The organism is Micromonospora sp. WMMA2032 (assembly GCF_002688545.1).
Lineage (GTDB): Bacteria > Actinomycetota > Actinomycetes > Mycobacteriales > Micromonosporaceae > Micromonospora > Micromonospora sediminicola.
Genome location: NZ_CP024052.1, coordinates 2165966 through 2191200, shown reverse-complemented (window position 1 = coordinate 2191200; position 25235 = coordinate 2165966). Strand labels below are relative to the sequence as shown.

At 76.0% G+C, this 25235-nt stretch carries 28 protein-coding genes; 6 read left to right on the top strand and 22 right to left on the bottom strand.

Features of this window, described 5'->3' with window-relative positions; all coding sequences use genetic code 11:
- Nucleotides 1–17: 17 nt before the first annotated feature.
- Both CO540_RS09470 and CO540_RS09465 read right to left on the bottom strand, forming a co-directional pair.
- Nucleotides 18–707 carry a 4'-phosphopantetheinyl transferase gene (locus tag CO540_RS09470; RefSeq protein WP_099161745.1) on the bottom strand — a complete coding sequence of 230 codons (690 nt, stop codon included), beginning with the start codon at nucleotides 705–707 and terminating at the stop codon, nucleotides 18–20.
- Nucleotides 704–1537, bottom strand: coding sequence for a metallophosphoesterase (locus tag CO540_RS09465; RefSeq protein WP_099161744.1), 834 nt, complete (start codon nucleotides 1535–1537; stop codon nucleotides 704–706). The genes CO540_RS09470 and CO540_RS09465 overlap by 4 nt, the downstream gene beginning before the upstream one ends.
- A gap of 157 nt (nucleotides 1538–1694) precedes the next feature.
- Between CO540_RS09465 and CO540_RS09460 the strand changes: the two genes are divergently transcribed.
- Complete coding sequence (locus CO540_RS09460; protein ID WP_099161743.1) at nucleotides 1695–2450, top strand: hypothetical protein; 756 nt, start codon at nucleotides 1695–1697, stop codon at nucleotides 2448–2450.
- A gap of 9 nt (nucleotides 2451–2459) precedes the next feature.
- On the opposite strand, the gene pip is transcribed toward CO540_RS09460, so the two are convergent.
- The 6 genes from pip to CO540_RS09430 form a co-directional block, all read right to left on the bottom strand.
- Nucleotides 2460–3416, bottom strand: coding sequence for a prolyl aminopeptidase (gene pip / locus CO540_RS09455; protein ID WP_099161742.1), 957 nt, complete (start codon nucleotides 3414–3416; stop codon nucleotides 2460–2462).
- Between the two features lie 42 nt (nucleotides 3417–3458).
- Nucleotides 3459–3833: a hypothetical protein gene (locus CO540_RS09450; protein WP_099161741.1), complete on the bottom strand. Its 375-nt coding sequence runs from the start codon at nucleotides 3831–3833 to the stop codon at nucleotides 3459–3461.
- Nucleotides 3834–3928: 95 nt separating this feature from the next.
- Nucleotides 3929–5392, bottom strand: coding sequence for a hypothetical protein (locus CO540_RS09445; RefSeq protein ID WP_099161740.1), 1464 nt, complete (start codon nucleotides 5390–5392; stop codon nucleotides 3929–3931).
- Nucleotides 5393–5500: 108 nt separating this feature from the next.
- On the bottom strand, nucleotides 5501–6463 hold the full coding sequence (locus tag CO540_RS09440; protein ID WP_099161739.1) for an anti-sigma factor RsbA family regulatory protein: 963 nt from the start codon (nucleotides 6461–6463) through the stop codon (nucleotides 5501–5503).
- On the bottom strand, nucleotides 6460–7287 hold the full coding sequence (locus CO540_RS09435) for an MEDS domain-containing protein (protein WP_099164683.1): 828 nt from the start codon (nucleotides 7285–7287) through the stop codon (nucleotides 6460–6462). Before CO540_RS09435 ends, CO540_RS09440 begins: the two co-directional genes overlap by 4 nt.
- Nucleotides 7288–7343: 56 nt before the next feature.
- On the bottom strand, nucleotides 7344–7859 hold the full coding sequence (locus CO540_RS09430) for a 2'-5' RNA ligase family protein (RefSeq protein ID WP_099161738.1): 516 nt from the start codon (nucleotides 7857–7859) through the stop codon (nucleotides 7344–7346).
- 86 nt (nucleotides 7860–7945) lie between these two features.
- Between CO540_RS09430 and CO540_RS09425 the strand changes: the two genes are divergently transcribed.
- Entirely contained in the window at nucleotides 7946–8452 is a 507-nt protein-coding gene (locus tag CO540_RS09425; RefSeq protein ID WP_099161737.1) for a DinB family protein, read from the top strand.
- Here the strand turns inward: CO540_RS09425 and CO540_RS09420 are convergent.
- Nucleotides 8439–9416, bottom strand: coding sequence for a glycoside hydrolase family 88 protein (locus CO540_RS09420; RefSeq protein ID WP_099161736.1), 978 nt, complete (start codon nucleotides 9414–9416; stop codon nucleotides 8439–8441). The genes CO540_RS09425 and CO540_RS09420 overlap by 14 nt on opposite strands.
- A gap of 108 nt (nucleotides 9417–9524) precedes the next feature.
- Between CO540_RS09420 and CO540_RS09415 the strand changes: the two genes are divergently transcribed.
- Nucleotides 9525–9908: an SCP2 sterol-binding domain-containing protein gene (locus tag CO540_RS09415; RefSeq protein WP_099161735.1), complete on the top strand. Its 384-nt coding sequence runs from the start codon at nucleotides 9525–9527 to the stop codon at nucleotides 9906–9908.
- Nucleotides 9905–11989 (top strand): glycogen debranching N-terminal domain-containing protein, encoded by a 2085-nt coding sequence (locus CO540_RS09410; RefSeq protein ID WP_099161734.1) that lies wholly within the window; start codon nucleotides 9905–9907, stop codon nucleotides 11987–11989. The genes CO540_RS09415 and CO540_RS09410 overlap by 4 nt, the downstream gene beginning before the upstream one ends.
- Nucleotides 11990–12000: 11 nt before the next feature.
- On the opposite strand, the gene CO540_RS09405 is transcribed toward CO540_RS09410, so the two are convergent.
- From CO540_RS09405 to CO540_RS09395, 3 genes are all read right to left on the bottom strand, one after another.
- On the bottom strand, nucleotides 12001–12693 hold the full coding sequence (locus CO540_RS09405; RefSeq protein WP_099161733.1) for a Pr6Pr family membrane protein: 693 nt from the start codon (nucleotides 12691–12693) through the stop codon (nucleotides 12001–12003).
- A gap of 23 nt (nucleotides 12694–12716) precedes the next feature.
- Nucleotides 12717–13595, bottom strand: a complete 879-nt coding sequence (locus CO540_RS09400; protein ID WP_099161732.1) for a hypothetical protein — start codon at nucleotides 13593–13595, stop codon at nucleotides 12717–12719.
- A gap of 81 nt (nucleotides 13596–13676) precedes the next feature.
- Nucleotides 13677–14183, bottom strand: coding sequence for a DinB family protein (locus CO540_RS09395; protein WP_091578675.1), 507 nt, complete (start codon nucleotides 14181–14183; stop codon nucleotides 13677–13679).
- 120 nt (nucleotides 14184–14303) lie between these two features.
- Here CO540_RS09395 and CO540_RS09390 point away from each other — a divergent pair, with 120 nt between their 5' ends.
- Together CO540_RS09390 and CO540_RS09385 are read left to right on the top strand one after the other, a co-directional pair.
- Nucleotides 14304–15194: a DUF72 domain-containing protein gene (locus CO540_RS09390; RefSeq protein ID WP_099161731.1), complete on the top strand. Its 891-nt coding sequence runs from the start codon at nucleotides 14304–14306 to the stop codon at nucleotides 15192–15194.
- A gap of 64 nt (nucleotides 15195–15258) precedes the next feature.
- The gene (locus CO540_RS09385) at nucleotides 15259–15444 is read left to right on the top strand and encodes a GTPase activator (RefSeq protein ID WP_099161730.1); all 186 of its coding nucleotides are present in this window, start codon (nucleotides 15259–15261) and stop codon (nucleotides 15442–15444) included.
- 9 nt (nucleotides 15445–15453) lie between these two features.
- Here the strand turns inward: CO540_RS09385 and CO540_RS09380 are convergent, their stop codons facing one another.
- From CO540_RS09380 to CO540_RS09335, 10 genes are all read right to left on the bottom strand, one after another.
- Nucleotides 15454–15831 (bottom strand): hypothetical protein, encoded by a 378-nt coding sequence (locus CO540_RS09380; RefSeq protein WP_099161729.1) that lies wholly within the window; start codon nucleotides 15829–15831, stop codon nucleotides 15454–15456.
- A gap of 115 nt (nucleotides 15832–15946) precedes the next feature.
- On the bottom strand, nucleotides 15947–16567 hold the full coding sequence (locus CO540_RS09375; RefSeq protein WP_099161728.1) for a hypothetical protein: 621 nt from the start codon (nucleotides 16565–16567) through the stop codon (nucleotides 15947–15949).
- Nucleotides 16568–16620: 53 nt separating this feature from the next.
- Complete coding sequence (locus CO540_RS09370) at nucleotides 16621–17490, bottom strand: alpha/beta fold hydrolase (RefSeq protein WP_099161727.1); 870 nt, start codon at nucleotides 17488–17490, stop codon at nucleotides 16621–16623.
- A gap of 22 nt (nucleotides 17491–17512) precedes the next feature.
- Nucleotides 17513–18493: a glycosyltransferase family 9 protein gene (locus CO540_RS09365; protein ID WP_099161726.1), complete on the bottom strand. Its 981-nt coding sequence runs from the start codon at nucleotides 18491–18493 to the stop codon at nucleotides 17513–17515.
- Nucleotides 18490–19185: an SDR family oxidoreductase gene (locus CO540_RS09360; protein WP_099161725.1), complete on the bottom strand. Its 696-nt coding sequence runs from the start codon at nucleotides 19183–19185 to the stop codon at nucleotides 18490–18492. The genes CO540_RS09365 and CO540_RS09360 overlap by 4 nt, the downstream gene beginning before the upstream one ends.
- Nucleotides 19182–20585 carry a D-glycero-beta-D-manno-heptose 1-phosphate adenylyltransferase gene (rfaE2, locus tag CO540_RS09355; RefSeq protein ID WP_099161724.1) on the bottom strand — a complete coding sequence of 468 codons (1404 nt, stop codon included), beginning with the start codon at nucleotides 20583–20585 and terminating at the stop codon, nucleotides 19182–19184. The genes CO540_RS09360 and rfaE2 overlap by 4 nt, the downstream gene beginning before the upstream one ends.
- Nucleotides 20582–21364, bottom strand: coding sequence for an SIS domain-containing protein (locus tag CO540_RS09350; protein WP_253866580.1), 783 nt, complete (start codon nucleotides 21362–21364; stop codon nucleotides 20582–20584). Before CO540_RS09350 ends, rfaE2 begins: the two co-directional genes overlap by 4 nt.
- Nucleotides 21364–22581 (bottom strand): glycosyltransferase, encoded by a 1218-nt coding sequence (locus CO540_RS09345; RefSeq protein ID WP_099161723.1) that lies wholly within the window; start codon nucleotides 22579–22581, stop codon nucleotides 21364–21366. Before CO540_RS09345 ends, CO540_RS09350 begins: the two co-directional genes overlap by 1 nt.
- Nucleotides 22566–23549: a glycosyltransferase gene (locus CO540_RS09340; protein WP_099161722.1), complete on the bottom strand. Its 984-nt coding sequence runs from the start codon at nucleotides 23547–23549 to the stop codon at nucleotides 22566–22568. The genes CO540_RS09345 and CO540_RS09340 overlap by 16 nt, the downstream gene beginning before the upstream one ends.
- A 77-nt stretch (nucleotides 23550–23626) precedes the next feature.
- Nucleotides 23627–25204, bottom strand: coding sequence for an HAD-IIIA family hydrolase (locus CO540_RS09335; RefSeq protein WP_253866578.1), 1578 nt, complete (start codon nucleotides 25202–25204; stop codon nucleotides 23627–23629).
- Nucleotides 25205–25235: the final 31 nt, after the last annotated feature.

Here is a 25235-nt window from a genome sequence, read left to right as displayed (position 1 = left end):
ACCAGGTCCTCAGGCCCCTACCCCGGGTCGGGCCGGGCAAACAAGGACGAACCGGTGGACACCGCGACGGCGGTCACCACCAGTCCGCGCGCGACCAGCCAGCGGCCGTGGAGCAGGCGCAGCGGCGGGCCCCCGTCGGCCCGGGCGCCGTCGACCAGCACCCGGGCGACGAACCGGCCGGCCGGATCGATGGTCAGCTCCGCGTCCTCGAAGCCGAGCCAGCGCCCGGTCAGCGGGTACCACGCCTTGTAGACCGACTCCTTGGCGCTGAACAGCAGCCGGTCCCAGTGCACCGTCGGGTGGGCGGCCCGCAGGCCGGTCAGGTGCTCCGGCTCGCCGGCGGCGGTGACCGCGCCCGCGACCCCGTCGGGCAGCGGCTCGTGCGGTTCGGCGTCGATGCCCAATCCGGCGAGCGAGGCGCCCGGGGCCACCGCGGCGGCCCGGTAGCCGGCGCAGTGGGTGATGCTGCCCACCACCCCGGCCGGCCAGATCGGCTCTCGCCGGGGGCCGGGGCGGATCGGCGCCGGCGCGTACCCGAGCTCGGCCAGCGCCTCCCGCGCGCAGCGCCGGGCGGTGACGAACTCCCGGCGGCGGCCGTCCACCGCGCGGGCGACCAGGTCCTCCTCGCCGGGGTACGGCGGCTCGCCGGGCACGTCGGCGTACGCCTCGACCGCGACGGTGCCCGCCGGCAGCAGCGCCTCGATCACGTGTCGTCGCCGAGGACGCGTCGCATCGGCCGGGGCTCGCCGCCCCGCCGCCCCCACTCGCGCGGGTAGCCCAGCGACACCTCCTCGAAGCGCACCCCGTCGTACCGGGTGGTGCGGGGGATGTGCAGGTGCCCGTAGACCGCGACGGCCGCCCGGTGCCGCACGTGCCAGTCGGCGGTGCGGTCGGTGCCGCACCACTGGGCGAACTCCGGGTACCAGAGCACCTCGGTGGGCTGGCGGACCAGCGGCCAGTGGCTGACCAGCACCGTCGGCAGCGCCGGGTCGGTGGCGGCCAGCCGCCGCTCGGTCACCGCCAGCCGGGCCCGGCACCAGGACTCCCGGTCCGGGTACGGGTCGGGGTGCAGCAGCATCTCGTCGGTGCACACCACGCCGGCGGCGTAGGCGGCGGCCAGCGAGTCCTCCTTCGTGGTGGTGCCGGGGGCGCGGAAGGAGTAGTCGTAGAGCACGAACAGCGGCGCCACGGTGACCGGCCCGCCGACGCCCCGGAACACCGGGAAGTCGTCCTCCGGGGTGAGCACGCCGAGGTCGCGGCACATCCCGACGAGCGCCTCGTAGCGCGCCACCCCGCGCAGCGTCACCGGGTCGGTGGGGTGGGTCCACAGCTCGTGGTTGCCGGGCGCCCAGACGACCGTGGCGAACCGGTCGCGCAGCAGCCGCAGCGTCCGCTCGACGTCGGCGAACACCTCGCCGACGTCACCGGCGACGATCAGCCAGTCGTCCGCCGTCTCCGGCCGCAGGCCGTCCACCACGGCCCGGTTCTCCGCGTACGACACGTGGAGGTCACTGACCGCGTAGAGCGCACCCGTCACCCGGTCGATCTTGCCAGCGGCGCCGTCCGATGACCAGGCTCCGGGTGGCACGGTGTCGGGGGTCCGACGCACAATGGGCGGCATCGGTGTCGCGACCCCGGCGGCGTGCAGGGCCGAGCGGGATGAAACGTCGACTCTTCACGGAAGGGGCGACGGCATGCACCCGATGCTGCGTCGGCTCGACGACCTCGCCACCCACCTCACCACCCGACCGGACGCCGTGGCGCTGCTCGGCCTCGGCTCGGCCGGGGTGGACCACGACCGGCTCGACGACCACTCCGACCTCGACTTCTTCCTGGTCGTCGCGGACGGCGCGGTGGCCCGCTACGCGGAGGACATCGACTGGCTCGGCGCGCCCTGTCCGGTGGCGTACAGCTTCGCCAACGAGCGCAACGGCCGCAAGGCGCGCTACGCCGACGGCATCTTCGTCGAGTACGCGATCTTCACCGTGGCCGAGCTGGCCCGGCTCCCGTTCACCGGGGCGCGGGTGGTCTGGCAGCGCCCCGACGCGCCGCCCGGCCTCGCCGACGCCGGCGCGCCGGCCGGCGCGCCCACCCCGTACGACACGGTCGAGTTCCACCTCAACGAGGCGCTCACCAACCTGTACGTCGGCCTGCACCGCGAACTGCGCGGCGAGCGGCTCACCGCGGCGCGGTTCATCCAGACGTACGCGGTGGACCGGGCGTTGGCCCTGCTGCGCCTCACCACGCCGGCCGCGCACCGGCGGGACCCGTTCGACCCGAGCCGCCGGGTCGAGCAGGCGTACCCGCCGGAGGTGCTGCCCCTGGCCGAACTGGTGCCCGGCTACCGGCACAACCGCGCCGCCGCCCGGGCGATGCTCCACTGGCTGGAGTCCCGCTTCCCGGTCGATCCGGCCATCGGCGAGCCGATCCGCGACCTGCTGGCCCGCTGACGTGCCGGCTCAGCCGACGAGGTCGGCCACCCGGTCGGTGGCGCGCAGCAGCTCCCGGGCGATGCCCGGCTCCGCCGCCGAGTGCCCGGCGTCCGGCACGATCCGCAGCTCCGCCTCCGGCCACCGCCGGGCCAGGTCGTACGCGGACACCGGCGGGCAGCACAGGTCGTACCGGCCGTTGACGATCACGGCGGGCAGGTGGCGGATCCGGTCCACCCCGTCGAGCAGTTGCCCCTCGGCGAGGAAGCCGCCGTTCAACGCGTAGTGGGACAGGATCCGGGCGATCGGCAGCGCCTGCTCGTCGGCGGTGAGGTGGGCGAGCAGCTCCGGGTCGGGCCGCAACGACGAGTTGACCGCCTCCCACCGCCCCCAGGCCCGCGCGTAGGCCCGGGCCTCGGCCTCGTCCGGGCCGTGCAGCCGCCGGTGGTAGGCGGCCAGCACGTCGTCGCGCTCGGTCGGCGGGATCGGGGCGACGAACCGGTCCCACTCCTCGGGTTGCAGGTGGCGCAGGCCGCCCTGGTAGAACCACTCCCGCTCGCTGCGGCGCAGCAGCAGCACGCCGCGCAGCACCAGACCGGTCACCCGCTCCGGGTGGGTCTGCGCGTAGGCCAGCCCGAGCGTGGCCCCCCACGATCCACCGAAGACCATCCAGGAGGCGATCCCGAGGTGCCGCCGGATCGTCTCCAGGTCGGACACCAGGTGCCAGGTGGTGTTGGCCGCCAGCCCGCCGAACGGTGTGCTGCGACCCGCGCCGCGCTGGTCGAACAGGACCGCCCGGTAGCGCGCCGGGTCGAAGAACCGCCGGGCCGCCGGCACCAGGCCGCCGCCCGGCCCGCCGTGCAGGAAGACCACCGGTACGCCGTCCGGCCGCCCCACCTCCTCCACGTGCAGGACGTGGCCGTCGCCGACCGGCACGCGGTGGACGGCGTACGGCTCGACGGGCGGGTGCAGGCCGACTCCGGTCATGCCCGCTGATTCTGCCCGCCCGGCCCGCGCCGCGCGGACCGGTCAGCAGGCGACGTTGCCGCCGAGGTTGTCGAGCAGGGCGTCGGCGACCCAACCGGAGACGCCGGTGGAGGTGTCCCGCAGGTAGGTCCAGGTGTAGGTGGTGTGGCCGTTCGCGCTGACCCGGTCGCCGCTGGCGAAGCAGTGGAAGTCAACGCTGTGGCTCAGCTGGCCGTAGCCGAGGGAGCCGCAGGTGGTGTGCGGGCCGGTGCGGATGTTGACGTTGGTGGCGTTGAAGAGCTGGCCGAACTTCGGGTCGACGTTGGAGTGCGAGTGACTGCAACTCGCGCTGGCCGGTGCGGCCGAGCCGACCACCGCGACAGCCGCCGCGGCGACGGTCAGGACGACGGCCGCGCCGATCGAGGATGCTTTTCGCATGTCCACCAACCCCCGTGAAGGATCGAGTCCTGCCCTACACATCGATGCAGATATTTGCATATGGCAAAGGATGGTGGCAAGGTCCGGCGTCCCGCTCAGGCCGGGGCACGCACCCCGGTTTCCGGACCGGTGGTCTCCGCCTCCGGCACCGGGCGCGGCGCCGGCGTCCGCACCGCGAAGGCGTCGAAGCTCGGCCCGTCCAGCCGCTCGATGAAGGGCTCGGCGGTCGGCCGATCGGTGTCGCCCGGGTCCGTCTCGGCCCGGTCGGCATCGACCCGCGCCGGCTCGGCCGCCACCATCGGTGCGGCGGCCGGACGCGCGCCCACCTGCGGGTACTCGGCCGTCTCCCCGCCGCCCGCGGCGGCCGCCATCACCGCCGCCGCGGCCAGGTCGGCGACCCGCTTGGCCTCCCGCTGCACCCGGGCCCGGGTCTCCTTGGCGTGCTGCTCGGCCAGCTCCGCCGCGCGTCGCGCCTCGTCCAGCCGCTTGGTCTCGGCGGCCAGGTCCCGGCGGACGCCGACCAGCCGCTCCTCCAGCTCCGCGCCGGACCGCTCGATCGCGGCGATCTCGCCGCGGGTCTCCTCCAACTGGGTGCCGACGGTCTCCAGCTCGGACGTGAGCCGGGCCAGGGCCTCCTGCCGCTGCTGGACCTCCCGCTGGACGGTGGCGAGCTGCTCCTGGTGCGCCGCGGTCTCCTCGTCGGCCCGCTCCCGCACCTCGGTGGCGTACTGCTGGGCCTCGGCGACCAGGGCGGCGATGTCCCGCTCGGCGGCGCTCGCCCGGTCGGCCAGCTCCTGCTCCGCCGCGGCCCGCCGCTCGTCCAGCTCCCGCGCCATGGTGGCCTGCCACTGGGCCAGCTCCTGCTGCGCCTTGCTGCGGGTGGCCTGCACCTCCTGCTGGATCTGGGTACGCGCGGCCTTCACCAGCGCCTCGGACGCGGACCGGGCCTGCTCGACCTGCTGGGCGCTCTGCTCGGTGATCCGCTTCGCCTCCTGCTGGGCCCGGTCGTGCGCGGCCTGGCCCTCGGTGCGCAGCTTCTCCGCCAGCTCGCGCACGGCGGTCAGCTCCGCCTGCGCGGCGGCCCGCCGCTCCTCGTCCACCCGCTCCTGCTCGGCCCGGCGGGCGGACAGCTCCTCGTCCAGCTCGCGCCGCTCCCGGGCGGCCTGCTCCTGGGCCGCGGTCAGCACCTTCTCCGCCTGCGCCTGGTGGTCCTCCGCGCGTCGGGTGGCCATCTCGGTGATCTGGCCGGCCTGCTTCTCGGCCAGGTCGAGGATCTGGTCGACCATCGGCCCCAGGTCGCGGAACGAGGCCCGGTCCACCGCCGTCGGGCGGTCCCGCAGCTCGACCGCCTCGGCCTGCGCCCGCTGCACCTGCGCGGTCAGCTCCCGCACCTGCGCGAACGCCCGGTCCCGGGCGGCGGTCAGCGCGTTCACCTCGCCGTCCATCTGCTCGACGTACCGGTCCACCTGACGCTTGTCGTAGCCGCGCAGCGCCGGGTCGAACCGGGGGCGTGCGGACACGTCGTCGTGGGGTGCGAACGGTTCCTCACCGTTGGACATGCGCCATCCTCCGTCGGTTCGCCAGCGCCAGGCCGCAGGGCACGATGAGGCGCTACGGTACCGTGTCCGCGGGCGCGTCTCGCCCCGCCCCGCCCCCTGATCCGCGAGTCAGACCGGGAAGTGGGGATTCCCGACCGTCAGTCGGATGGTGAAACCGTCGGCGTCCCGGTGGTGGGTCACGTGGTGACAGCTCTGGTGGCTGATCCACAGGCCCAGGCCGCCCTCGCTCCCGTCGCCCGCCGGCAGCAGCCCGGCGTACGGGTCCTTCGGGCCGGGACCGCGGTCGTGCACGGCCACCACCATCCGGTCGGGGGCACGCCACAGGCGCAGGCACACCGGCGCCGTGCCGTGCCGCAGCGCGTTGCTGACCACCTCGCTCACGGCGATCACCAGGTCGTCGAGGTCGTCGGGCGGGAGCCGGCCGGCGTCGGCGGCCCGGACCGCGTCCCGAGCCTGGGCGGGTGTCGGGTCGACGAGCTCGACCAGCGGGGTCGCGTGCTGCACCGGGTCGAGCGGCGCGGGGCGGCACTCGGCCAGATAGGTCGCCGGCTCGGTGTAGAGGCCCGTCGGCTCGTGTCCACCCCCCGGCGTGGCGCGCCGGGGATGGGTGCGGGCCACGTCGGCCAGCACGTGCGGCGGCGCCAGCCGGCGGTCGTAGGCGCAGAGACCCCAGAGCGGGAAGTCGTCGTAGACGTGGTTGATCGCCGACTCGTAGCGGGCCCACGCGTCCCAGGTCGCGCCGAGCAGCAGCGGCGGCAGCTCGCCGACCATCCGGATCTGCGACGTGCCGGTGGCCGCGAACGAGGTGAACAGCTCACGGTAGGCGCGGATCGCGGCGGTGGGTCGGGCGTAGACGTCGCCGCCCGGCAGGAAGGTGACCTCGGCGCCGGCGGGCAACGCGCGGCGCACCAGCTCGGCGTTGCGCACGTCCAGGCTCACCGCGGCGATCTCGCCGGCCTCGACCCCGCCGAGCAGGAACGGCAGCACCACGCCCAGCAACTCGTCCTCGGAGTCGTAGAGGAGCGCCTCGTGGACGTAGCCGGTGTGGCCGGCGCCGGCGCCGGTCCTCATCGGATCACCTCCACCAGGACGCCGGTCAGACCCAGCAGCTCCACCAGCCGGGCCGGGGCCCGGTAGCGGGTGCGCAGCACCGCCACCGCGTCCCGACGGTGGGCATGGTCGCGCAGGTGCAGCAGGCTGCGGTGGTCGACGAAGCGCAGGTGGGACGCGTCGAACACCAGCCGGCCCGCCACCGGACGCGGGTCGGCCCGCTCCAGCGCGGTGGCGAAGAGCCGGTGGTTGGACGGGTCCAGCTCGCCGCCGAGCGCCACCGTCGCGTCGTCGCCGCCGGCGTGCAACCGGAACAGCACCTCGGCGTTGGTCTGCGCGTGCAGGCAGGCCAGCTCGGCGATCGCCGCGTCGCCCAGCACCCGCCGGTCGTACGCGCAGACCGCCGACATCGGCCGGTGCCGCATCCAGTGGTCGATGCGGTGCTCGTAACGGGCGAAGGCGTCCCGCTGCGCGGCGGTGCGCACCAGGCCGGTCGCCTCCGCGACCACCCGCAGGCCCGTGTAGCCCGCGGTCAGCGCCTCGGTGGTGGCCCGCACGTAGGCCCGGACCTGCTCCCCGGGATCGACCACCTCGTCGTGCCGGTAGGCCTGGCCCACCGACAGCAGCCGCACGTCGCCGCGACGCCGCGCGGCGGTGAACCCGGGCACCGTCGTCAGCCGCCGGGCCGTCACCTCGGGCTCCTCCGGGCCGACCAGCCAGACCTGTTCGCCCGCGGCGAGTCCCGCGGTGACCTGGACGATCTCCAGCGCGTGCAGCACGGCGGGGTCGGCGTAGGCGAAACAGTCGTGACCGTAGCCGGGTCCTGTCGCGTCCCCGCCGGTCACCGGCTCCACCTCATCGGCCCAGTGTATTCCCGGTGGTGGGCGGCCGGCCGGCGCGGTCAGGGCAGCGGGTGGGAGATGTCCCGGGCGTGGTCGGTCACCGCCGCGCCGACCACGGTGGCGGTCAGCGGAAGCACCTCCAGGCAACGGCGCACCGCGGCGCCCATCAGCGGGTTCGGCACCCGCATGGAGAGCGTGCAGTGCGGCACCCAGCGACCCGGCCGGTAGTGCTCCACCACGCCGACCCCGGCCCGGACCAGCCGCTCGTGCACGTCCGCGTGGTGGGCCAGCAGCTCCGGCGTGGGCGCCGGCCCGAGCCACAGCACGCGTCCGACGAACTGGCCGGCGTGCTGGAACTCCAACCGCAGCGGCGCGGCGACCACCGTCCCGGCGAGCGCCTCGGCCACCTGCCGCGGGTCCAGGCGGGGCGCGACCGCCAGCGAGACGTGCGGGCGGTGCCGCTGGGCCAGCAGCGAGCGCATGCTCGGCACCCCCTCGGACTCCAGCAGGTCCCACAGCACCCGGACCCGCCGGGTGGCGTCGGTGTCGAGATACAGCTCCAGCGCCGCGACCACCCGATCACCCTAGAGCGGAGGTTTGCCCCGCCCGCTGGGCGGTACTGCCCGGGGGACGGTACGAGACGGTGGGGAGTGAGGCGCACGTGGACGTGAACGATCTGCTGACCGAGGGGTACGGGCGGCTGCCCGACCTGGTCGCCGGCGCGCTCGACGGGCTCGGCCCGGAGCAGTTGCGGCAGGCCCCGGCGGACGGGGCGAACCCGGTCGGCTGGCTGGTCTGGCACCTGACCCGGATCCAGGACCACCACGTCACCGACGTGATGGGCAAGGAGCAGCTCTGGGTCGGCGGCGACTGGGCGCGGAGGTGCGGCCTGCGTCCCGACCCGGACGACACCGGCTACGGCCACGGCCCCGAGCAGATCGCCGCGGTCCGCCCGGACGACGGCGGCGTGCTGCTCGACTACCACCGGGCGGTGGTGGACCGCAGCCTGGCCTACCTGCGCGGGTTGGGGCCGGCCGACCTGGACCGGGTCGTGGACGACAACTGGGACCCCCCGGTCACCCTCGGCGTACGGCTGGTCAGCGTGCTCGACGACGACCTCCAGCACGTCGGTCAGGCCGCTTACGTGCGCGGGCTCATCCGGCGCTGACCGCGTCCCGGGCACGGCGCAGCGCGGCGTGCCCGAGCAGATGACAGGCCTGCGCCTCGGGTGAGGTGCCGGGGCCGGCGAAGTCCGGCGCGCCGCTGACCCCGGTCACCCGCCCGGACCCGTCGACGCGGCGGGCGGCGGCGGCCAGCAGGTCCGCCCCCACGTCGAGCCACGAGCGGGACAGCCAGCCGTCGGCCACCCCGGTCAGCGCCGCGTACCCGAGCAGTTGGGCCGTGTTCGCCTCGCGGAACGTGCCCGGGTCGTCGAGCACGTCGGGGAAGAACCCGTCGTCGGTCCGGTACGCCAGACAGGCCGTGAGCACCTCCTCGGCGTGCCCGGCCAGCTCGGCGCGGAGCCCGGCCGGCCAGGCCGCCGCCGGGCGCAGCGCCCGGGCGATTCCGGCGACCACCCAGCCGTTGCCGGTGCCCCAGGGCTCCGGCCGGTCCAGCTCGCCCCGGTCCTCGTCCCAGCGGGCCGCGTACAGGCCGGTGCGGGGGTCGTGCAACCGCCGACGGTGCCCGGTCACCTGCGCGGCGGCCAGCTCCGTGCGACCGGTCAACGCCAACAGCGGCACCGTCATGTAGACCGTGTCGGCCCACACCTGACGGCCGTCGAGCAGGTGGAACAGCGTGCCGTCGGCGGCCCGGGGCGCCCGGCGCGCCAGCCAGTCGAGCTGCGCGTCCAACGCGGCGGCGTACCTCGGGTCCCCGGTCACGACGGCGGCGTGCCGGACCACCTCGCCGCACGCGGCGCCGTTCACCGCGCCCACCGAGCCGGCCCACTCGCCGAGCCGCCCGTCCGGCCGCCGCCGGGTCACCGCCGCGTCGGCGACCAGCACCGCCGCCTCCGTCAGCCCGAGGTCGAGCAGCGCCTGGCCGGTGATCCCCTGCTCCCAGGACTCCCGCTGCATGGCCAGCAGCGCGAACAGCACCCGGTCGGCGGTGGGGTCCCCGGTCGTCCACATGCCCGTTTCGTACCCCGCGCGACCGCCCGGCTCACCCGCACCGGGTGAGTTCGCCTCACCCGCCTCCCGGGGACGCTGCGGGAACGGCACGACGAGGAAGGGGACCGGATGAGCGCCTCCGCCGCGGAGCACCTGGCCCGAGGAGCGGCCGGCCGGCATCCGGAGCTGCCCGAGACCACCTCCGGCACGATCCGGCTGGACCTGCGGGAGGGTGGCCACACCGAGCACTGGTATCTGACCGTCGACCGGCAGGACGTCCGGGTGGCCCGGCTGGCCGAGGAGGCGGAGCTGGTGGTCCGCGCCGACCGGGAGGTCTTCGACCGGATCGCGGCCGGACGCCTGCACCTGGCCGCCGCGCTGCTGCGCAACGACCTCACCGTGCAGGGCAACCTGAAGCTGCTGATGACGCTGCGGCGGCTCTTCCCCGGCCCGCCGGACGCCCGGCACCCCCGCGACGTCGCCGGCTTCCCCTACCGGGTGGGCGCCCGATGAAACAGGAACTGGTCGCCGTCCTCAACGGCAACGCGTTCGCGATGGGCGACGCGCAGGGCGACATGGAGGCCGACCCGTGCGCCCCGATCGGGCTCTTCTCCTTCGACACCCGGTTCCTCTCGCACTGGGTGCTGACCGTCGACGGCGAGCGGCTGCAGGCGCTGTCCCGCGACGACCTGACCTACTTCGAGACCCGCTTCGTGCTGGTGCCCGGCACCGCGAGCCACTACGTCGACGCGGACGTCTCGGTCATCCGGCACCGCTCCATCGACGAGGCGTTCGACGAGCGGATCACGGTGCTGAACCACTCCGCCCGGCCGGCCGAGTTCACCGTGCGGATGGAGATCGGCAGCGACTTCGCCGACACCGCCGAGATCCTGCGACCCGCGCGGCGCGAAGCGGTCGTCGTCGCCGACACCGACGGGCGGCAGCTGCGGATCCGCTACGAGCGGGGCCGGTTCACCCGGGAGACGTACGTCTCCAGCACCGCCCCGGTGGAGGTCGACGGGCGCGGGATGACGTTCCGGATCCGGGTCGAGCCCGACGGCCAGTGGCACACCGACCTGCACGTCGGCATGGTCATCCACGGCTCCGGGGGACGCGACCTGCGCGCCGACATCGAGTCCCACCGCCAGCACGTCCGCGAGGGCATGCGGGACGACCTGCGGCACTGGTTCGACCAGGCGCCGCACCTCGTCGCCGACCGGGCGGCCCTGGGCGCCGCGTACCGGCAGGCGTTGGCCGACCTGGCCGCGCTGCGCTACACGCCGCTGGCGTACACCGACCGGGTGCCGGTCGGCGGGTTGCCCTGGGCGATGACGCTCTACGGCCGCGACGCCCTGGTCACCTGCCTGGAGACGCTGGCGTTCACCCCCGAGCTGACGCCGGCCACGCTGCGCATGCTCGCGCTGTTGCAGGGCGGCCAGCTCGACGACTACCACGACGAGGAACCCGGCAAGATCCTCAGCGAGCTGCGGTACGGCGAGGCGGCCGCGTTCGACGAGCAGCCCACCGCCCTCTACTACGGCGCGGCCGACACCACCCCGCTGTTCGTCGTGCTGCTCGACGAGTACGAGCGGTGGACCGGCGACGCCGACCTGGTCCGGCAGCTGCGGCACCCGGCCCGGATGGCGCTGGACTGGCTGACCGACTACGGCGACCCGTACGGCGACGGCTACCTGCGCTACCAGCCGCGCAACACGGTCAACGGGGTGGCGAACCAGACCTGGCGGAACTCGCCGGACGCGATCGTCGACCGCACCGGCGTCGAGCCCCCGTTCCCCCGGGCCACGTGCGAACTCCAGGGCTACGCGTACGACGCGCGGGTCCGGGGCGCCCGGCTGGCCCGGGAGTTCTGGGACGACCCGGAGTACGCCGAGCGGCTGGAGGCCGACGCGGCGCGCCTGCGCGAGCGGTTCAACCGGGACTTCTGGCTGCCGCACCGGGGCTACTACGCGCTGGCCCTCACCCCGGACGGCGAGCCGGTCGACGCGCTCACCTCCGGTCTCGGACACCTGCTGTGGAGCGGCATCGTCGAGCCGGACCGGGCCGACGCGCTGGCCGCGCACCTGTGCGGGCCGGACCTCTTCTCCGGTTGGGGCGTGCGCACCTACGCCGACGGCCAGCGGCCGTACAACCCGGTCGGCGCGCACCTCGGCGCGGTCTGGCCGTCGGACAACGCGCTCGTCGCGGCCGGCCTGCGCCGGTACGGCTTCGACGCGGAGGCGGCCCAGATCGCCGCCGGAGTGTTCGCCGCGGCCGAGACACTCGGCGGATCGGTCCCGGAGGTGATCGCCGGCTACCCGCGCGCGCTCACCAAGTACCCGGTCCAGCTGCCGGCGGCGGGTCGCCCCCAGTCGTGGGCCTCCGGCGGCCTGCTGATGCTGCTGTCGACGATGCTCGGGCTGCGTCCGTGTGGGGAGAACCTCCTGGTCGACCCCGCGATCCCGACCGGCTACGGCCGGATCGAGCTGCTCGACGTGCCGGGCCGCTGGGGCCGGACCGACTCGTACGGCCGGGAGCGGGGCGGCGGACGGCGGGCCCGGGTCGGTGACCAGGCGGACGTGCGGCCCGCCGCCTGACCCGTCGGAGTTCAGCCGGACGCGGTGGGCTGCCGTACCGCCGGGTCTTCCCGCGCCGGCGGCGCCGGGGCGGCGCCCCGGCGTCGGGCGAGCAGCCGGTCGACGCCCACGAAGAGCAGACCCAGCAGCCAGAACACGACGGCGAAGCCGACCGCGCTGACCCCGACGCCGTCGTAGCCGAGCTGCCCCGCGTCGAGGAACGGGTACGGGTAGCGGTGCACGACCAGCCCGCGCACCAGCGCGAAACCGAGGTACGCCAGCGGGAAGACCAGCCACCAGGCGGCGTATCGGGGACGCAGTCGCCCACGCCTGTCGAACAGCGCCCAGTCGGCGACCGCGAGCAGCGGCACCACGGTGTGCAGGAACTGGTTGCCCCACCACTCGCCCGGCTCCCGGTGCGGCTGGACCATGGCGAACGGGCTGGCCGGGTTCGCCAGCACCAGGTGGTAGACCGTGCCCGTGATGGTGATGTAGAGCGTAACCGCACCCTTGAGCACGCTCGGCGGCTCCGGCCGGTCGCGCAGCGCGCACCAGGCGGTGTAGCCGGCGAAGACGCCGACCGCCACGTTGCTCTGGATGGTGAAGTAGGGCAGCAGGCCGGTGATCGTGGCCGGGCCGAGCGCGGTCAGCACGATGCCGGCCACCACGCCGAGCACCACGGCCAGGCGCAGGAGGATCGCCAGTCGGCGACGCCGGGGGGTCACCGGGGCACGTTAGCAGCCGGTCGTCAGCCCGGGCGTCGGCCGGTCGGCGGGCCGGCCGGGCCGAGCGGTTGATCGGAGCCGCCGGCGGTGGTCGGCTGCGGCGGCGGGCCCGAGCCGTCCGGTCCCGGGGGTCCGGAGCCCGCGGGACCCGGTGGTCCGGAGCCGTCGGGTCCGGGTTCCGCGGAGCCGACGGGCGGGCGGGACTCGTCGGGACCGGCCGCCCCGGGGAGCAGGTCGGCGCAGTATCCGGGCACCCGGCGGGGGCCGCCGGCGGCGGCGACCAGGCCGGCGAACGCCGGGGTGTCCAGGGCGCGCCCGCGCTCCGGCTCCGCCAGACGGTGGTAGGCGGTGCAGAGCCGGGCCGACGCGAGCGGGTCGGCCGCCGTGGGCGTCGGCTCGCCGGTCCGGCCGCCCGGGCTCGTCGTCGGGAGCGGTCCGGCGACGGGCCGGCTGCCGCCGGAGGCGCCGTCCGCCGGCGTCCGGTCGCCGGCGGGCCTGGGCAGGCTCCCGGTGGCGGCGGCCAGTGCCACGCCGCCGCCGAGCGACGCGAGCACGGTGGCGACCGCGAGCTTGCCGCCGAGCAACCCGGCGAACCGTCGTGCGGGCCGGCGCCCGGTGTCGCCCCGGGGGACCGCCCGCCGCCGGTCCACCGGCCCGGACCCGCCGGTCGGCCGGGCCGCGCGCGGTCCGTCGATCGGCGGCCGGTCGGCCGGTCGGGCCGCCACGACCGCGCTGGCCCGCGCCTGTCGGAACGCGGCGACCGCGGCGGCCTCACCGCTGACCTCGCCGGTGCCGGGCGGGACCCGGACGGCGTCGAGCAGACGGGTGAGCGCCCGCGGGCCGTCGGCGGAACCGACGAGCAGCCGCTCGACGGTTTCCTGGTCCAGGCGGGGTGCGTCCATCTCGTGACCCTCAGCGCCGCCACCTGGGCTGGTGTCACACCACCGGGCGCGCCGGGACGGTGAGGTGGGTCACGTGGCCGGTCAACCCATCGTCTTCGCCCCGTCGATGGACTCGCGGATGATGTCGGCGTGGCCGGCGTGCTGGGCGATTTCGGCGACCAGGTGCAGCAGCACCCGGCGCACCGTCCACGCGGCGCCGCGCTCGAACCACGGCTGGTCGGGCAGGGCGTGCGCCGCGTCCAGGTCGAGCGTGGCGACCAGGGCGTCGGTCCCGGCGGCCACCCGGTCGAACTCGGCGAGCAGCCCGGCCAGCGTGTCGGTCGGATCCATCCGGAACTGGCCGGCCCAGTCGACCGGCTCGCTGCTCATCGCCTCGGCCCCGCCCACCGCGAAGCGGGCCCACATCCGCTCCGTGATCGCCACGTGCTTGACGATCCCGCCGAGGCACAGCGCGCTGACCGTGCTCCGGCGCGCCGCCTGCTCGTCGTCGAGCCCGGCCACCGTCTGCCGCAGGAAGCCGCGGTGCCGGCGCAGGGCGGCGAGCAGATCCGCCCGCTCCCCGGTGAGAACCTCGTCGCTGACGTCCATGCCGCCCGTCCTTCCGATCGACGACCCGACGTCACCGTACGACCTCGCACCGACAGTTCCGCGGCTCCACACCGGAGCCTCCGGTTGCCGATCCGTCCGGGTGGCGGTGAACTGAATGACATGGGTGTCATCAAGGTGGGCACGTCCTCGTGGGCCGACCAGATGCTGGTCCGCTCCGGCTGGTACCCGCGCGGGGTCAACACGCCGGCCGGCCGGCTGGGCTGGTACGCCGAGCACTTCGGTCTGGTCGAGGTGGACACCTCGTACTACGCGGTGCCGGCCCCGGAGACGACCGCGGCGTGGGCCGCCGCCACCCCACCCGGGTTCACCTTCGACGTCAAGGCGTTCCGGCTCTTCACCGGCCACCACACCCCGGTCGACGCGCTGCCCCGGGACCTGCGACCGGCCGGCGGGCCGAGTCGGGTCCGCTGGCGTGACCTGCCCGCCGGGGCGTACGACGAGCTGTGGGACCGGTTCCACGCGGCGCTGGCGCCGCTCGCGGCGGCCGACCGGCTCGGCGCGGTGCTGTTGCAGTTCCCGCCCTGGCTGGCCCGGGGCGACGCGGCCCGGCGGCGGATCCTGGCCGCGGCGCGGCGGTGCCGGCCCTGGCCGGTCACCGTCGAGCTGCGACACTCCTCGTGGTTCGCCGAGGACGCCGTGGTGGACACCGTGACGTTCCTGCGCGAGAACGGGCTCGGGTACGCCTGTGTGGACATGCCGCAGGGGCACGCCTCCTCGGTGCCACCGATCCTCGTCGCCACCACCGACCTGGCCGTGATCCGCTTCCACGGGCACAGCACGGCCTGGGAGAGCGGCGACAAGCAGGACCGGTTCCGTTACGCCTACGGCGAGCGGGAGCTGCGGCACTGGTCGGTGCTGCTGCGCGAGCTGGCCGACCAGTGCGCCGAGCTGCACGTGCTGATGAACAACTGCTGCGGCGACCAGGCCCAGCGGGACGCCGCCCGCCTCGCCGCCCTGCTCGACGTCGCCCCGGCCACCGCCCGGGCCTGAAGGTTTCCCCACCCCGACGCCGGGTACCGCCGCTGTCGCCGACGAACAAACGCGAGGGGGAGACGTGGACGAACGACGCGACGAGGCCGGCCGGGACCCCGGGGCGACCCGGGAGGCCGAGGAGGCGCACGGCGGCAGCATGGCACCGGACCTGGTGGACGACACCGGGCACCAGGTGGCCGACCCGCCGGTGCCGGACAACGAGCCGTCGGCGCCGGGCCGGCCGGGTGAGGACGGCACCGGCTCCTGACGGTCACGCTCAGGGGTGCGTCTCCGGGCGCATCCCGGTCGCCTCCTCCAGCGCGTTGTCGCCGAGGTCGCCGTCCGCCCGGTCGTCCGGGAACGTCCGTCGCGACGGGGCCGGGTCGGGCGGTGCGCCCGGCCCCGCCTCGGTCGTCCGGGTCGGTTCGACCGGTCCGAACCCGTGCCGGCCCGCCTTCGGGCCGCCCGGTCCGGCCCCGGCCGCGCGACGCTCACCGCGCCGGCCCTCGGGTACGGCGGTCTCCTCACTGCCCTCGTCCATCGGGTCGCGGTCACCCGCGCCCCACGGCGGGTCGGCGTCGAAGCCGTCGGTGGTGCCCCACGGCGCGGCCGACTCCGGCCCGCGCCCCTCGCCCGGGGCGTCCCTGCTCGTCATGGTCTCACCTCACCCTGCCTGGATCGCCCGGCGCCGGTCGTCCGGAACACGTCGGGTCGGGGCCCGCACCGCGCGGCCGGCGGCCACCCGACGTGGGTCGCCGGCCGCGCGGTGGTCAGCGGGCCGCGCCGACCAGGGAACGCCCGGCCGCGCCCATGGCGGCCATCTTGCCGAGGTTCTTCGGCATCCCGCCGGCCCGGTTGAGCATGCCGCGGAACACCTGCCCCGGCTTCTGCTGCTCGCCCATGTACGCGGTCACCACGACCAGCGCGCCGGTCAGCGCCGGGATCGCCCACTGGAGCATCTTCATCTGCCGCTGGCTCGCGGCGACGTTGGCCGGCGTGTGGTGGTGCGGCTCGGTGGTCCCCATGACGGGCGGCCCGCCCGCCTTCTCCAGCTTCATGCCGACCAGCCGGCTGTAGCCGGTCACCGCCAGCGCGGCGACGGTCAGCCCCGTCTTCACCGCGCTGGCCTTCCCCACCCCCGCCTGTCGGGCCATCCGCGGGCTCTCGGTGACCAGCTCGCCGACCGCGCCGGCCAGGTGCGCGCCGATCGCCGCCGCGTTCACCGGCGTCCACCGCGCCCACCCGGCCGAGGCCACCGGCAGTCGCTGGGTCGAGTCGTCGATTCGTGCCGCCGCGCCGTTGACGCCGAGCGCTCCCATCAGGGAGCCCCCGAACCAGGCCGCCAGGCCCAGGTCGTGCATCGAGCGCAGCGTGGTGTGCCGTTCGGACATCAGATCCCCCTCCGCCGTGTTCGGGCGGTGCGGCATACCCGTCCTCGGCGTGCTCACGCCCGCGAATCGCGGGCCGGCAGCGTGTCGACGAAGGCGGCGACCCGGCCGGCCAGCGGCGTGGCGGCCCGGACCCAGGTGAAGTGGTCCAGCGCCGCGCCGGCCTCGGCGACCGTGTAGCGGTGCCGGGTCACCGGCGCGGTGGCCAGCTTGCCGCAGAGGTGGTCCAGCGTCTCGTGCGGCGTGTACTGGTCGTCGTCGACGCTGATCGCGAGCACCGGGGTGCGGATCCGCCGCACGGCGGCCTCCGTGTCCACGCCGTCCAGCGCCGGGAACCGGCCGGTGCGGGCGGTGTGCGCCCAGTCCCGGATCACGCCGCGTGCCTGCCGGCCGCCGAACCCCCAGCCGGGCCAGACGCCGAGCAGCCGGGCCGCCGCCGCGATGCCCTGGGTGTACGGCAGCACGCCCCAGCCGCGCAGCCCCGGATACCGGCGCCACCACGGGATGCCCACCGCCACCAGGGCCAGCCCGTCGACCCGGTCGGCGTCGTGCAGCGCCTGGTGCAGTACGGCGACCTGCCCGCCCAGCGAGTGCCCGAGCAGCAGCCGGGTGCGGCCGTCCAGCCGGGGCTTGAGCGCGTCGAGCACCGCGCCGACGTCGGTGGCCAGCTCGGCGTAGCCGTACCGGCAGGTGCGGGCGGGGGAGGGGGTGCTCTCCCCGGTGCCGCGCAGGTCGGCCACGACCACGGCGAGCCCGGCGTCGCGCAGCGCGGTGGCGAACGGCCGGTAGTAGCGGGCCCGCACGCCCATGGCCGGCCAGATCAGCACCATCGGCGCGCCGGGCGGCCCGGCCGGCTCCGGGTAGATCTGCACGCCGAGGCGTGCCCCGTCGACGTCCACGTACTCCTGCGCGTACTCCCCGCTCACCGGCCCAGCGTACGGGCCGAAGCTACCGGCGGGTAGCAAGGGGTGGCGGGCCGGACGCCTGGACCGGCACCGCGCGGCGGGCCGCGGCCGTCTCCACCCGGCCCACGGCGGCCAGCACGTCCGGCACGCCCAACGCGGCCAGCGCCGGGTGCACCGCCGGACCGTCGGCGGACGGGTGCGGGCCGGCCCAGAGCGCCTCGTGCCACGGCCGGTCCGGCGGCGGTCCCCAGTGCGCCGGCGCCACCGGGCCGAACAGCAGCACCGACGCGGTGGCGTAGGCGGTGGCCAGGTGCCCGACGCCGGTGTCGCCGCAGACCACCAGCCGGGCGTGCGCCACCAGCGCGGCCAGCTCGCCCACGTCGGTCGCGCCGGCCAGCACGGCGTCCGCCGGCAGCCCCGCCGCGCGGGCCACCGCCGCGGCCAGGTCCCGCTCGCCGGGGCTGCCGGTGACCACCACCCGGTGCCCGCGCCCGGCCAGCTCCCGGGCCACCGCGGCGAAGCGGGGCACCGGCCAGCGCCGCCGCGTCGCCTTCGCCCCCGGGTGCACGACGGTGACGCCGACCGGCAGCGGGCCCGGGTCGGGGCGGCGCAGCGCCAGGTCCGACCGGTCGGCGGGCGTGCCGTACCAGGCCAGCATCCGGCACCAGCGGTCCACCTCGTGCTCGTCGGCCCGCCACGGCGGCCCGTCGACCGCCCCGGCCTCGGGGTTGGCGAAGGCCAGCAGCCGCCCGGGCCGGAGCGCGGCCAGCATCCGGTGCGACTGCGGGCCGCGTCCGTGCAGGTTCACCGCCAGCTCCGGGGACGGGCCGGACCACCCGAGGTGGCCCAGCCCGTCCGCGTGGACCTGCCGGTCCACGCCGCCGACCAGGTCGACCAGCGGCGCCAGCCAGCGCGGCGCGACCAGCGCCAGCTCCTCCCCGGGGTACGCGGCACGCAGCGCGCGCAGCGCCGGCACCCCGGTGGCGAGGTCACCGACGCCGAGCGCCCGCAGCACGAGGATCACGGGTACGAGGACTCCTGCTCGGCGCAGACCACCAGCTCCCGCACCGCGCAGCCGGGCGGCTGGGACAGCGCGAACATGACCGCCTCGGCGGTGTCCGCCGGGTCGTTGAGGATCGCGTCCGGGCCCGGCTTGTACTTGTCGTCCCGGTCGTCGAAGAACGCGGTCCGCATGCCGCCCGGGATCAGCAGCGTCACCCCGACCCGGCCGGCCAGCTCGGCGGCGAGCGACCGGGTGAAGCCCACCACCCCGAACTTCGCCGCGCAGTACGCGGTCGCGTCGCCGACCGCCTTCACACCGAGCGTCGAGGCCACCGTCACCACCGTGCCGTGCGTCCGCTCCAGCTCGGGCAGGGCCGCCCGGACCACCGCGGCGGTGCCGAGCAGGTTGATCGCCACGATCCGGTCCCAGGTGGCGCCGTCGACGTCGGCCAGCCGGCCGGGCACGTCCATGCCGGCGGCGGTGACCACGCCGGTGAGCCCGCCGGCCCGCGCGGCGATCTGCCGGGTGGCCGCCTCGGCGGCGCGGGTGTCCGCCAGGTCGCACTCCATCCAGGGCACGCCGGCGGCCGGCGCCCGACGGTCCAGCACGTACGGCCGACCGCCGGCCTTGGCCACGGCGGCGACCACCGCCGCGCCGAGCCCGCTCGACCCGCCCGTGACGAGGACGGTCCGGTCCTTCCACTGCCTGGTCATACGACTCCCCTGACGAGGTGCAGGCCGCGCTGGCGCGCGGCGGAGATGGTGCCGGTGGTGGACCGGCCGGCCAGATAGGGAACGGTGACCACCCGTCCGCCCCAGCGGCGGACCAGCTCCGCCTCGGGCAGCTCCCCGGCGTCGTAGTCGCCGCCCTTGACCCAGACGTCCGGGCGCAGCCGGGCCAGCACCTGGTGCGGGGTGGACTCGTCGAAGACCACCACCGCGTCGACGCAGTCCAGCGCGGCCAGCAGCCGGGCCCGGTCCTCGGCCGGGTTGACCGGACGGTCCGGGCCCTTGAGTCCGCGGACGCTGCGGTCGGAGTTGAGGCAGACGATCAGGCAGTCGCCGAGGCGGCGGGCCGCCCGCAGGGTGGCCAGGTGTCCGGCGTGCAGGATGTCGAAGCAGCCGCCGGTGGCGACCACGGTGCCGCCGCCGGCGCGTACCGTGCCGGCCAGGTCCTCGGCGGTGCGCGCGGCGTCGGGCAGGGCCGTCGGCGCCGGTTCCCGGCCGAGTCCGGCCGCACCGCCGGCGGCCACGTACGCCGACGCCGCCTCGACCGCCGCGCGGACCGCCTCGGTGACCGACGCGCCGTCGCCGAGCGCCAGCGCGGCGGTGGCCGCGAACCGGTCCCCGGCGCCACAGGTGTCCTCGACGTGGTCCGGCACGGACGTCGGTGGCACCACCACCGGGCTCCCGCCCCCGTGGCAGAGCACCGCCCCGTCCGGCCCCGTCGTCACCGCCACGGCGCCGACCCGCCACCGGCGGCGCAGCTCCTGCCCGGCGCGGGTGGCCGTGGAGAGCGGCGAGCCGCCGCCCGCGTCGCCGGTGAGCCGACGCAGCTCGTCGAGGTTCGGCGTGGTCAGCCGGGTGCCCGGCACCGCCGCGGCGCCACGCGGGTGCGGATCCCAGACCACCGGGGCGGTCGCCCGGGCCAGGGCGGCGCGCAGCGTCGGCTGCCGCAGCAGCCCCCGGCCGTAGTCGCTGACCAGGATCGCGCCCGCCCGGCCGAGCAGTTCGCGTACCGCCTCCGACGGCTCGCCGGGCGCCCGCGGATCGCCGCCCCGGTCGAGCCGCAGCAGCGTCTGCCCGCCGCAGCGGAGTCGGATCTTCTCGGCGGTGGCGCCGGGCAGGTGCACCGGGTAGACCTCGACGCCGGCACCGGCCAGCAGCTCGGCCAGGCGGGCGCCGCCGGCGTCGTCCGCGAGCGCGGTGACCAGCGCGACCTCGCCGGCCTGGGCGGCGGCGAGCAGGGCGGCCAGTCCGGCGCCGCCGGGCCGGTCGGTGGCGGTGCGTTCGTCGAGCACCGGCACGGGGGCGTCCGGGCAGACCCGGCTGACCGTGCCGACGACGTCGCGGTCCAGCAGCGCGTCGCCGACCACCACCAGCGGGCCGCTCACGTCTCCACCCAACCGGTGCCGGTGGTGCCGCCGTTGCGGTGGTGCCCGTTCGCGCCGTGCCCGTTCGACCCGTGCCCGCCGCCGAGCGGCGCGACACCGTCGACCGAGGCCAGCACCAGGCCGTCCCGGCCGGCCCGGTCCCGCCCGCCCTCCGGTGACCGGCCGGCGCGGGCCGGCTCCCGCCAGGGCGCGCGGGGGAGCTGCCGGACCAGCGGCAACGCCTGGTCGACGTACTCGCAGAGCAGGTGCGTGGAGACCAGGTGCAGCTCCTGCACGACCTGGCTGTCGTCCGACGGCACGGCCAGCGCGTCGTGGCAGAGGTCGGCGAGGGGGTTGGGGGCGGGGCCGGTGAAGGCCCAGCAGCGCAGTCCGCTGTCGTGGGCGGCGTAGGCGGCGGTGAGGAGGTTGGGGCTGGTGCCGCTGGTGGACAGGAGGAGAAGGAGGTCGTCGGGTCGGCCGTGGGCGCGGACCTGGCGGGCGAAGATTTCGTCGTATCCGTAGTCGTTGCCGATGGCGGTGAGGGCGCTGGTTTCGGCGTGCAGGGCGATGGCGGACAGGGGTTGGCGGTCGTGGCGGAGTTTGCCGACGAGTTCGGCGGTGAGGTGTTGGGCTTCGGCGGCGCTGCCGCCGTTGCCGGCCACCAGCAACCGCCCGCCCCGGGCCAGCGTCCAGGCCAGCTCGCTGCCCCAGGACGCCAGCCGCTGCGCCTCCCGCCGGTACGGCAGCAGCGCCGCGGCCAGCCCGGACAGGTGCGCGTCGAGCGTGTCGAGCGGGGTCATCAGGCCACCGCCGACGCGGGACGGGTCGCGGCGGCCACCGAGGCGTAGACCGCGCCGAGCTGTTCGGCGCACCGCTTCCACGAGTACCGGCTGCGGATGCGGTCCAGCGCGGCGGTGGCGTACGCGAACCGCCGCACGTTGTCGGCGAGCAGCTGGCGCAGCGCGGCGCCCAGCGCGCGCGGGTCGCGCGGCGGCACCAGGTCACCGGTCAGCCCGTCCACCACGCTGTCGGCGATGCCGCCGACGTCGGTGCCGATCACCGGCACGCCGCAGGCCATCGCCTCCAGCGGGGTGAGCCCGAACGGCTCGTACCAGGGGGCGGCGACCAGCACGTCCGCCGAGCGGTACCAGGCGCCCATCTCCTCGCGCGGCACGCCACCGAGCAGCCGGACCCGGTCGGCCACGCCGCACGACTCGGCCAGCGCGGACAGCCGGCGGGCGAACGTGTCCGCCGGGAGCAGGTCGGCGGGCGGCCCGCCGACCACCACGCACTCGGCGTCCGGGACGGCGGGCAGGGCCCGGACCACGTCGAGGAAGCCCTTGCGCTCGACCATCCGGCCGACGGTGAGGATGCGGCGGCGGGCCGGGTCGCGCGGCGCGACCGGGCCGTCGGGCCGGAACACCGCCTCGTTGACGCCGGAGGGGACCAGCGCCATCCGTGACCTCGGCACCCCCATCCGGACCAGTTCGCGGACCTCGTCCTCGCACTGCACGACCACCCGGTCGACGGCCCGGCCGAGCGCCCGCTCGTAGCCGACCCGCCCCGGTGGACTGGTGTCCCGGGTGCCCTGGTGGCGGCGCTTGACGCTGCCGAGAGCGTGGTACGTCAGCACGGTCGGCACCCCGGTACGGCGACCGGCGTGCACGGTGGCGAGCCCGCTCATCCAGAAGTGCGCGTGGGCCACGTCCGGGGTCCAGCCGCCGTGGCGCCAGGTGTCCGCCAGCCAACTGCCGAACTCGCCCATGTACGGCAGCAGGTCGTCCTTCGGCACGCGTCGGGCCGGGCCGGCCGGCACGTGCCACACCTGGTAGCCGTCCGGCGCGGGGACCGCCTCGGGCAGCGCGGGGGAGTCGCGGCGGGTGTAGACGCGGACGTCGTGGCCCGCGTCGACCAGCGCGGACGCGAGTTCCGCCACGTGGGTGTTCTGCCCACCGGCGTCCTCCTCGCCGAGGACGGCGAGCGGGCTGGCGTGCTCGGAAATCATCGCGATGCGCATGTCTCCTCCTCCATGATCCGGTCCCAGTCGGCGAGGAACCGGTCCAGGCCGAACCGTTGCTTGGCCACGTCGCGGGCGCGCGCACCGAGCCGGTGCGCGGCGTCCCGGTCCTCGGTCAGCCAGCGCGCCGCGTCGACGAGCGTCTCCACCCGGGTGGAGAGCACCCCGGCGTCCGGCGGCACGGCGTCCACCGCCTCGGTGGTGGCCAGGGCCACCACCGGCATGCCCATGGTCATCGCCTCGATCAGGCTGAGCCCGAGTGAGGTCCAGCGGCACAGGTGCAGGTAGGCGCGGCGTCGGGCCAGTTCGGCGTGCATGGCGTGCTGCGGCAGGTCCTCGTGGCAGGTCATCGGCAGGCCGGGCGCGCCGGCCGAGGCGAGCGCCTCGGGCAGCCCGGCCACACCCATGCCGAACACGTCCAACGGCGCGACCGCCGCGAAGCGTGGCATCAGGTCGGTGCCGGTGACCCGTCGGCGGCGTACCGGCTCGTTGGTCACCACGGCGAGGCGGTCGAGTTCGCCGGTCCATTCGGCGGTGGGGGTGACGACGCCGTGTTCGATGACGGTGGTGCGGGTGGCGCCGTTGTCGTAGAAGAGTTCGTTGAAGTGGGTGACGTGGGTGAGTAGGAGGTCGTCGCGGTCGGCCATGGGGTGGCGGGTGTTGGGCACGTCGCCCTTGGGGGTGTTGTGTTCGACGTAGATCGCGGGCAGGTCGCGTCCGGGGCGGCGGCGCAGCCATTCGGTGGCCAGGTCGAGTTCTTCGGGGCGTTGCAGGATGACCAGGTCGACGTCGGTGTGGGCGAGGTCCTCGGGGGTGATTTCGACGGCGTTGTCGGGCCAGGGGTAGGTGCGGGCGCGGCCGAGTCCGTAGGGGCCGCGGTCGGGGGTGACGGGCACCAGGTAGCGGTGCTTGCCGTGGACGAACGACGTGGTCCACGAGCCGTGCACGTGCCACAGCAGAACGTTCATCTCTCTCCTCGTCGGCGACGGGGCGGTTGCGGTCGTGGTCGTGGTCGTGGTCGTGGAGCGTGGTGGTGCGGGCGGGGTCAGCCGGGGGCCAGCGTGCGGACGGCGGCGACCACCCGGGCCGGGTCGAGCCCGCCCAGGCAGGGGTGTCCGGGGACCGGGCAGGCGGTGGCCCGGGTGCCGCGGCAGGGCGCGGCGGCGTCGCCGAGGCGGACCGTGGGCACCCGGTAGGGCCCCCACTGCCCGAACGGGACGGTCGGTGCGAAGAGGCTGACCACCGGGGTGCCGACGGCGGCGGCGAGGTGGGCCGGTCCGGTGTTGCCGACGACCACGCAGCGGGCGTCCGCCAGCAGCCGGGCGAGCCCGGCCAGGCCGGTCGTCCCGCCGAGGTCGACGCCACCGGCGGCGGCGACCCGGGCGGTCAGCTCCCGCTCGTCGGGACCGCCGGTGACCAGCACCCGGTGCCCGGCGGCGGCCAGCGCGGCCACGATCTCCGCGCAGTGCTGGGGCGGGCAGGCCCGGGCGGGCACCGACGCGCCCGGATGTACCACGACGTAGTCGCCGGCCGGCCGCTCCGGGACCGGCGCGTCCAGGTCGGTGCGCAGCCGGAGTCCGGGTTGGTCGTCGGGGGGCAGGGGGTAGCCGGCGGCGGCGGCGAGGGAGAGGGCGCGTTCGGGTTCGGGTACGCCGGCGGGGACGCGGTGGCGGACGTCGAGCAGGGCGCCGGGGTAGTCGTCGCTGATGGCGCTGATGTGGGGGATGCCGGCGAGGCGCAGCAGCAGGGCCAGGGGCAGGGGTGACTGGTGGAAGCTGGTGAAGATGACGGCGTCGTCGGCGCCGACGGCGGCGAGCCGGGCGGTGAGACGCCGCATGTCCTCCGGGTCCACCGGCTCCGGGGATCCGTCGATCCAGGGCAGCGCCCATTCGATGATCTCGTCGACGCCGGGCAGCAGGTCGGCGGCGGCGCGGCCACGGGGGCCGCAGAGCAGGACCACCCGGTCCGCGCCGGCCGCGACCGCGCGGATCCCGGGGCCGGTGACCAGCACGTCCCCGGCGGAGTCGCTGCGGACCACGAGCACCGTGCCGGCCCGCGTGGTCCGGGGCGTCGCCGCCCGCACCGCCCGGACCCGGCGCAGGATCTCGTCCACCGCGCCGGTCAGGCTCGGGGCGACGGCCGGCGCCGCGGCCACCTCCTCCGGCCGGGTGACCGCTGTCGGCACCAGGACGCCGGCGGCGCCGGCGGCCAGCGCCGCCGTCATGTCCCGTCCGATGTCGCCGACCACCACGCAGCGGGTCGCGACGGTGCCGAGCGCGTCGGCGGCCTGGTGCACCAGGCCGGGCGCGGGCTTGCGGCAGGAGCAGCCGTCGCCGTCGTCGTGCGGGCAGATCGCCCAGTGGTCGAACGGACCGAGCAGCTCCTCGACCCGGGCGTGGACCCGACGCATGTCCTCGGCGGTGAAGTACCCCCGCGCCAACCCGGACTGGTTGGTCACCACGGCCAACCGCAACCCGGCCGCCCGCAACCGGTCCAACGCCTGCCGCGCCCCCGGCACCGGCCGCACCTTCTCCGGATCCCCGTTGTACGGCACGTCCTCCACCAGCGTGCCGTCCCGATCCAGCAGCACCGCGTCGTACAGCGAGGGCCCGGTGGATGACATGGGCGAACAGTTGCCCTGGGACAAGGAGGTA

Excerpts from the sequence above, each read along its gene's own strand:
- CO540_RS09460 (WP_099161743.1), top strand. The coding sequence starts at position 1,695 with ATGCACCCGATGCTGCGTCGGCTCGACGACCTCGCCACCCACCTCACC.
- CO540_RS09450 (WP_099161741.1), bottom strand. The coding sequence starts at position 3,833 with ATGCGAAAAGCATCCTCGATCGGCGCGGCCGTCGTCCTGACCGTCGCC.
- pip (WP_099161742.1), bottom strand. The coding sequence starts at position 3,416 with ATGACCGGAGTCGGCCTGCACCCGCCCGTCGAGCCGTACGCCGTCCAC.
- CO540_RS09390 (WP_099161731.1), top strand. The coding sequence starts at position 14,304 with ATGGGTGTCATCAAGGTGGGCACGTCCTCGTGGGCCGACCAGATGCTG.
- CO540_RS09345 (WP_099161723.1), bottom strand. The coding sequence starts at position 22,581 with ATGCGCATCGCGATGATTTCCGAGCACGCCAGCCCGCTCGCCGTCCTC.
- CO540_RS09340 (WP_099161722.1), bottom strand. The coding sequence starts at position 23,549 with ATGAACGTTCTGCTGTGGCACGTGCACGGCTCGTGGACCACGTCGTTC.
- CO540_RS09415 (WP_099161735.1), top strand. The coding sequence starts at position 9,525 with ATGAGCGCCTCCGCCGCGGAGCACCTGGCCCGAGGAGCGGCCGGCCGG.
- CO540_RS09350 (WP_253866580.1), bottom strand. The coding sequence starts at position 21,364 with ATGACCCCGCTCGACACGCTCGACGCGCACCTGTCCGGGCTGGCCGCG.
- CO540_RS09375 (WP_099161728.1), bottom strand. The coding sequence starts at position 16,567 with ATGTCCGAACGGCACACCACGCTGCGCTCGATGCACGACCTGGGCCTG.
- CO540_RS09360 (WP_099161725.1), bottom strand. The coding sequence starts at position 19,185 with ATGACCAGGCAGTGGAAGGACCGGACCGTCCTCGTCACGGGCGGGTCG.
- CO540_RS09400 (WP_099161732.1), bottom strand. The coding sequence starts at position 13,595 with ATGGACGCACCCCGCCTGGACCAGGAAACCGTCGAGCGGCTGCTCGTC.
- CO540_RS09420 (WP_099161736.1), bottom strand. The coding sequence starts at position 9,416 with ATGTGGACGACCGGGGACCCCACCGCCGACCGGGTGCTGTTCGCGCTG.
- CO540_RS09395 (WP_091578675.1), bottom strand. The coding sequence starts at position 14,183 with ATGGACGTCAGCGACGAGGTTCTCACCGGGGAGCGGGCGGATCTGCTC.
- CO540_RS09335 (WP_253866578.1), bottom strand. The coding sequence starts at position 25,204 with ATGTCATCCACCGGGCCCTCGCTGTACGACGCGGTGCTGCTGGATCGG.
- CO540_RS09445 (WP_099161740.1), bottom strand. The coding sequence starts at position 5,392 with ATGTCCAACGGTGAGGAACCGTTCGCACCCCACGACGACGTGTCCGCA.
- CO540_RS09440 (WP_099161739.1), bottom strand. The coding sequence starts at position 6,463 with ATGAGGACCGGCGCCGGCGCCGGCCACACCGGCTACGTCCACGAGGCG.
- CO540_RS09410 (WP_099161734.1), top strand. The coding sequence starts at position 9,905 with ATGAAACAGGAACTGGTCGCCGTCCTCAACGGCAACGCGTTCGCGATG.
- CO540_RS09380 (WP_099161729.1), bottom strand. The coding sequence starts at position 15,831 with ATGACGAGCAGGGACGCCCCGGGCGAGGGGCGCGGGCCGGAGTCGGCC.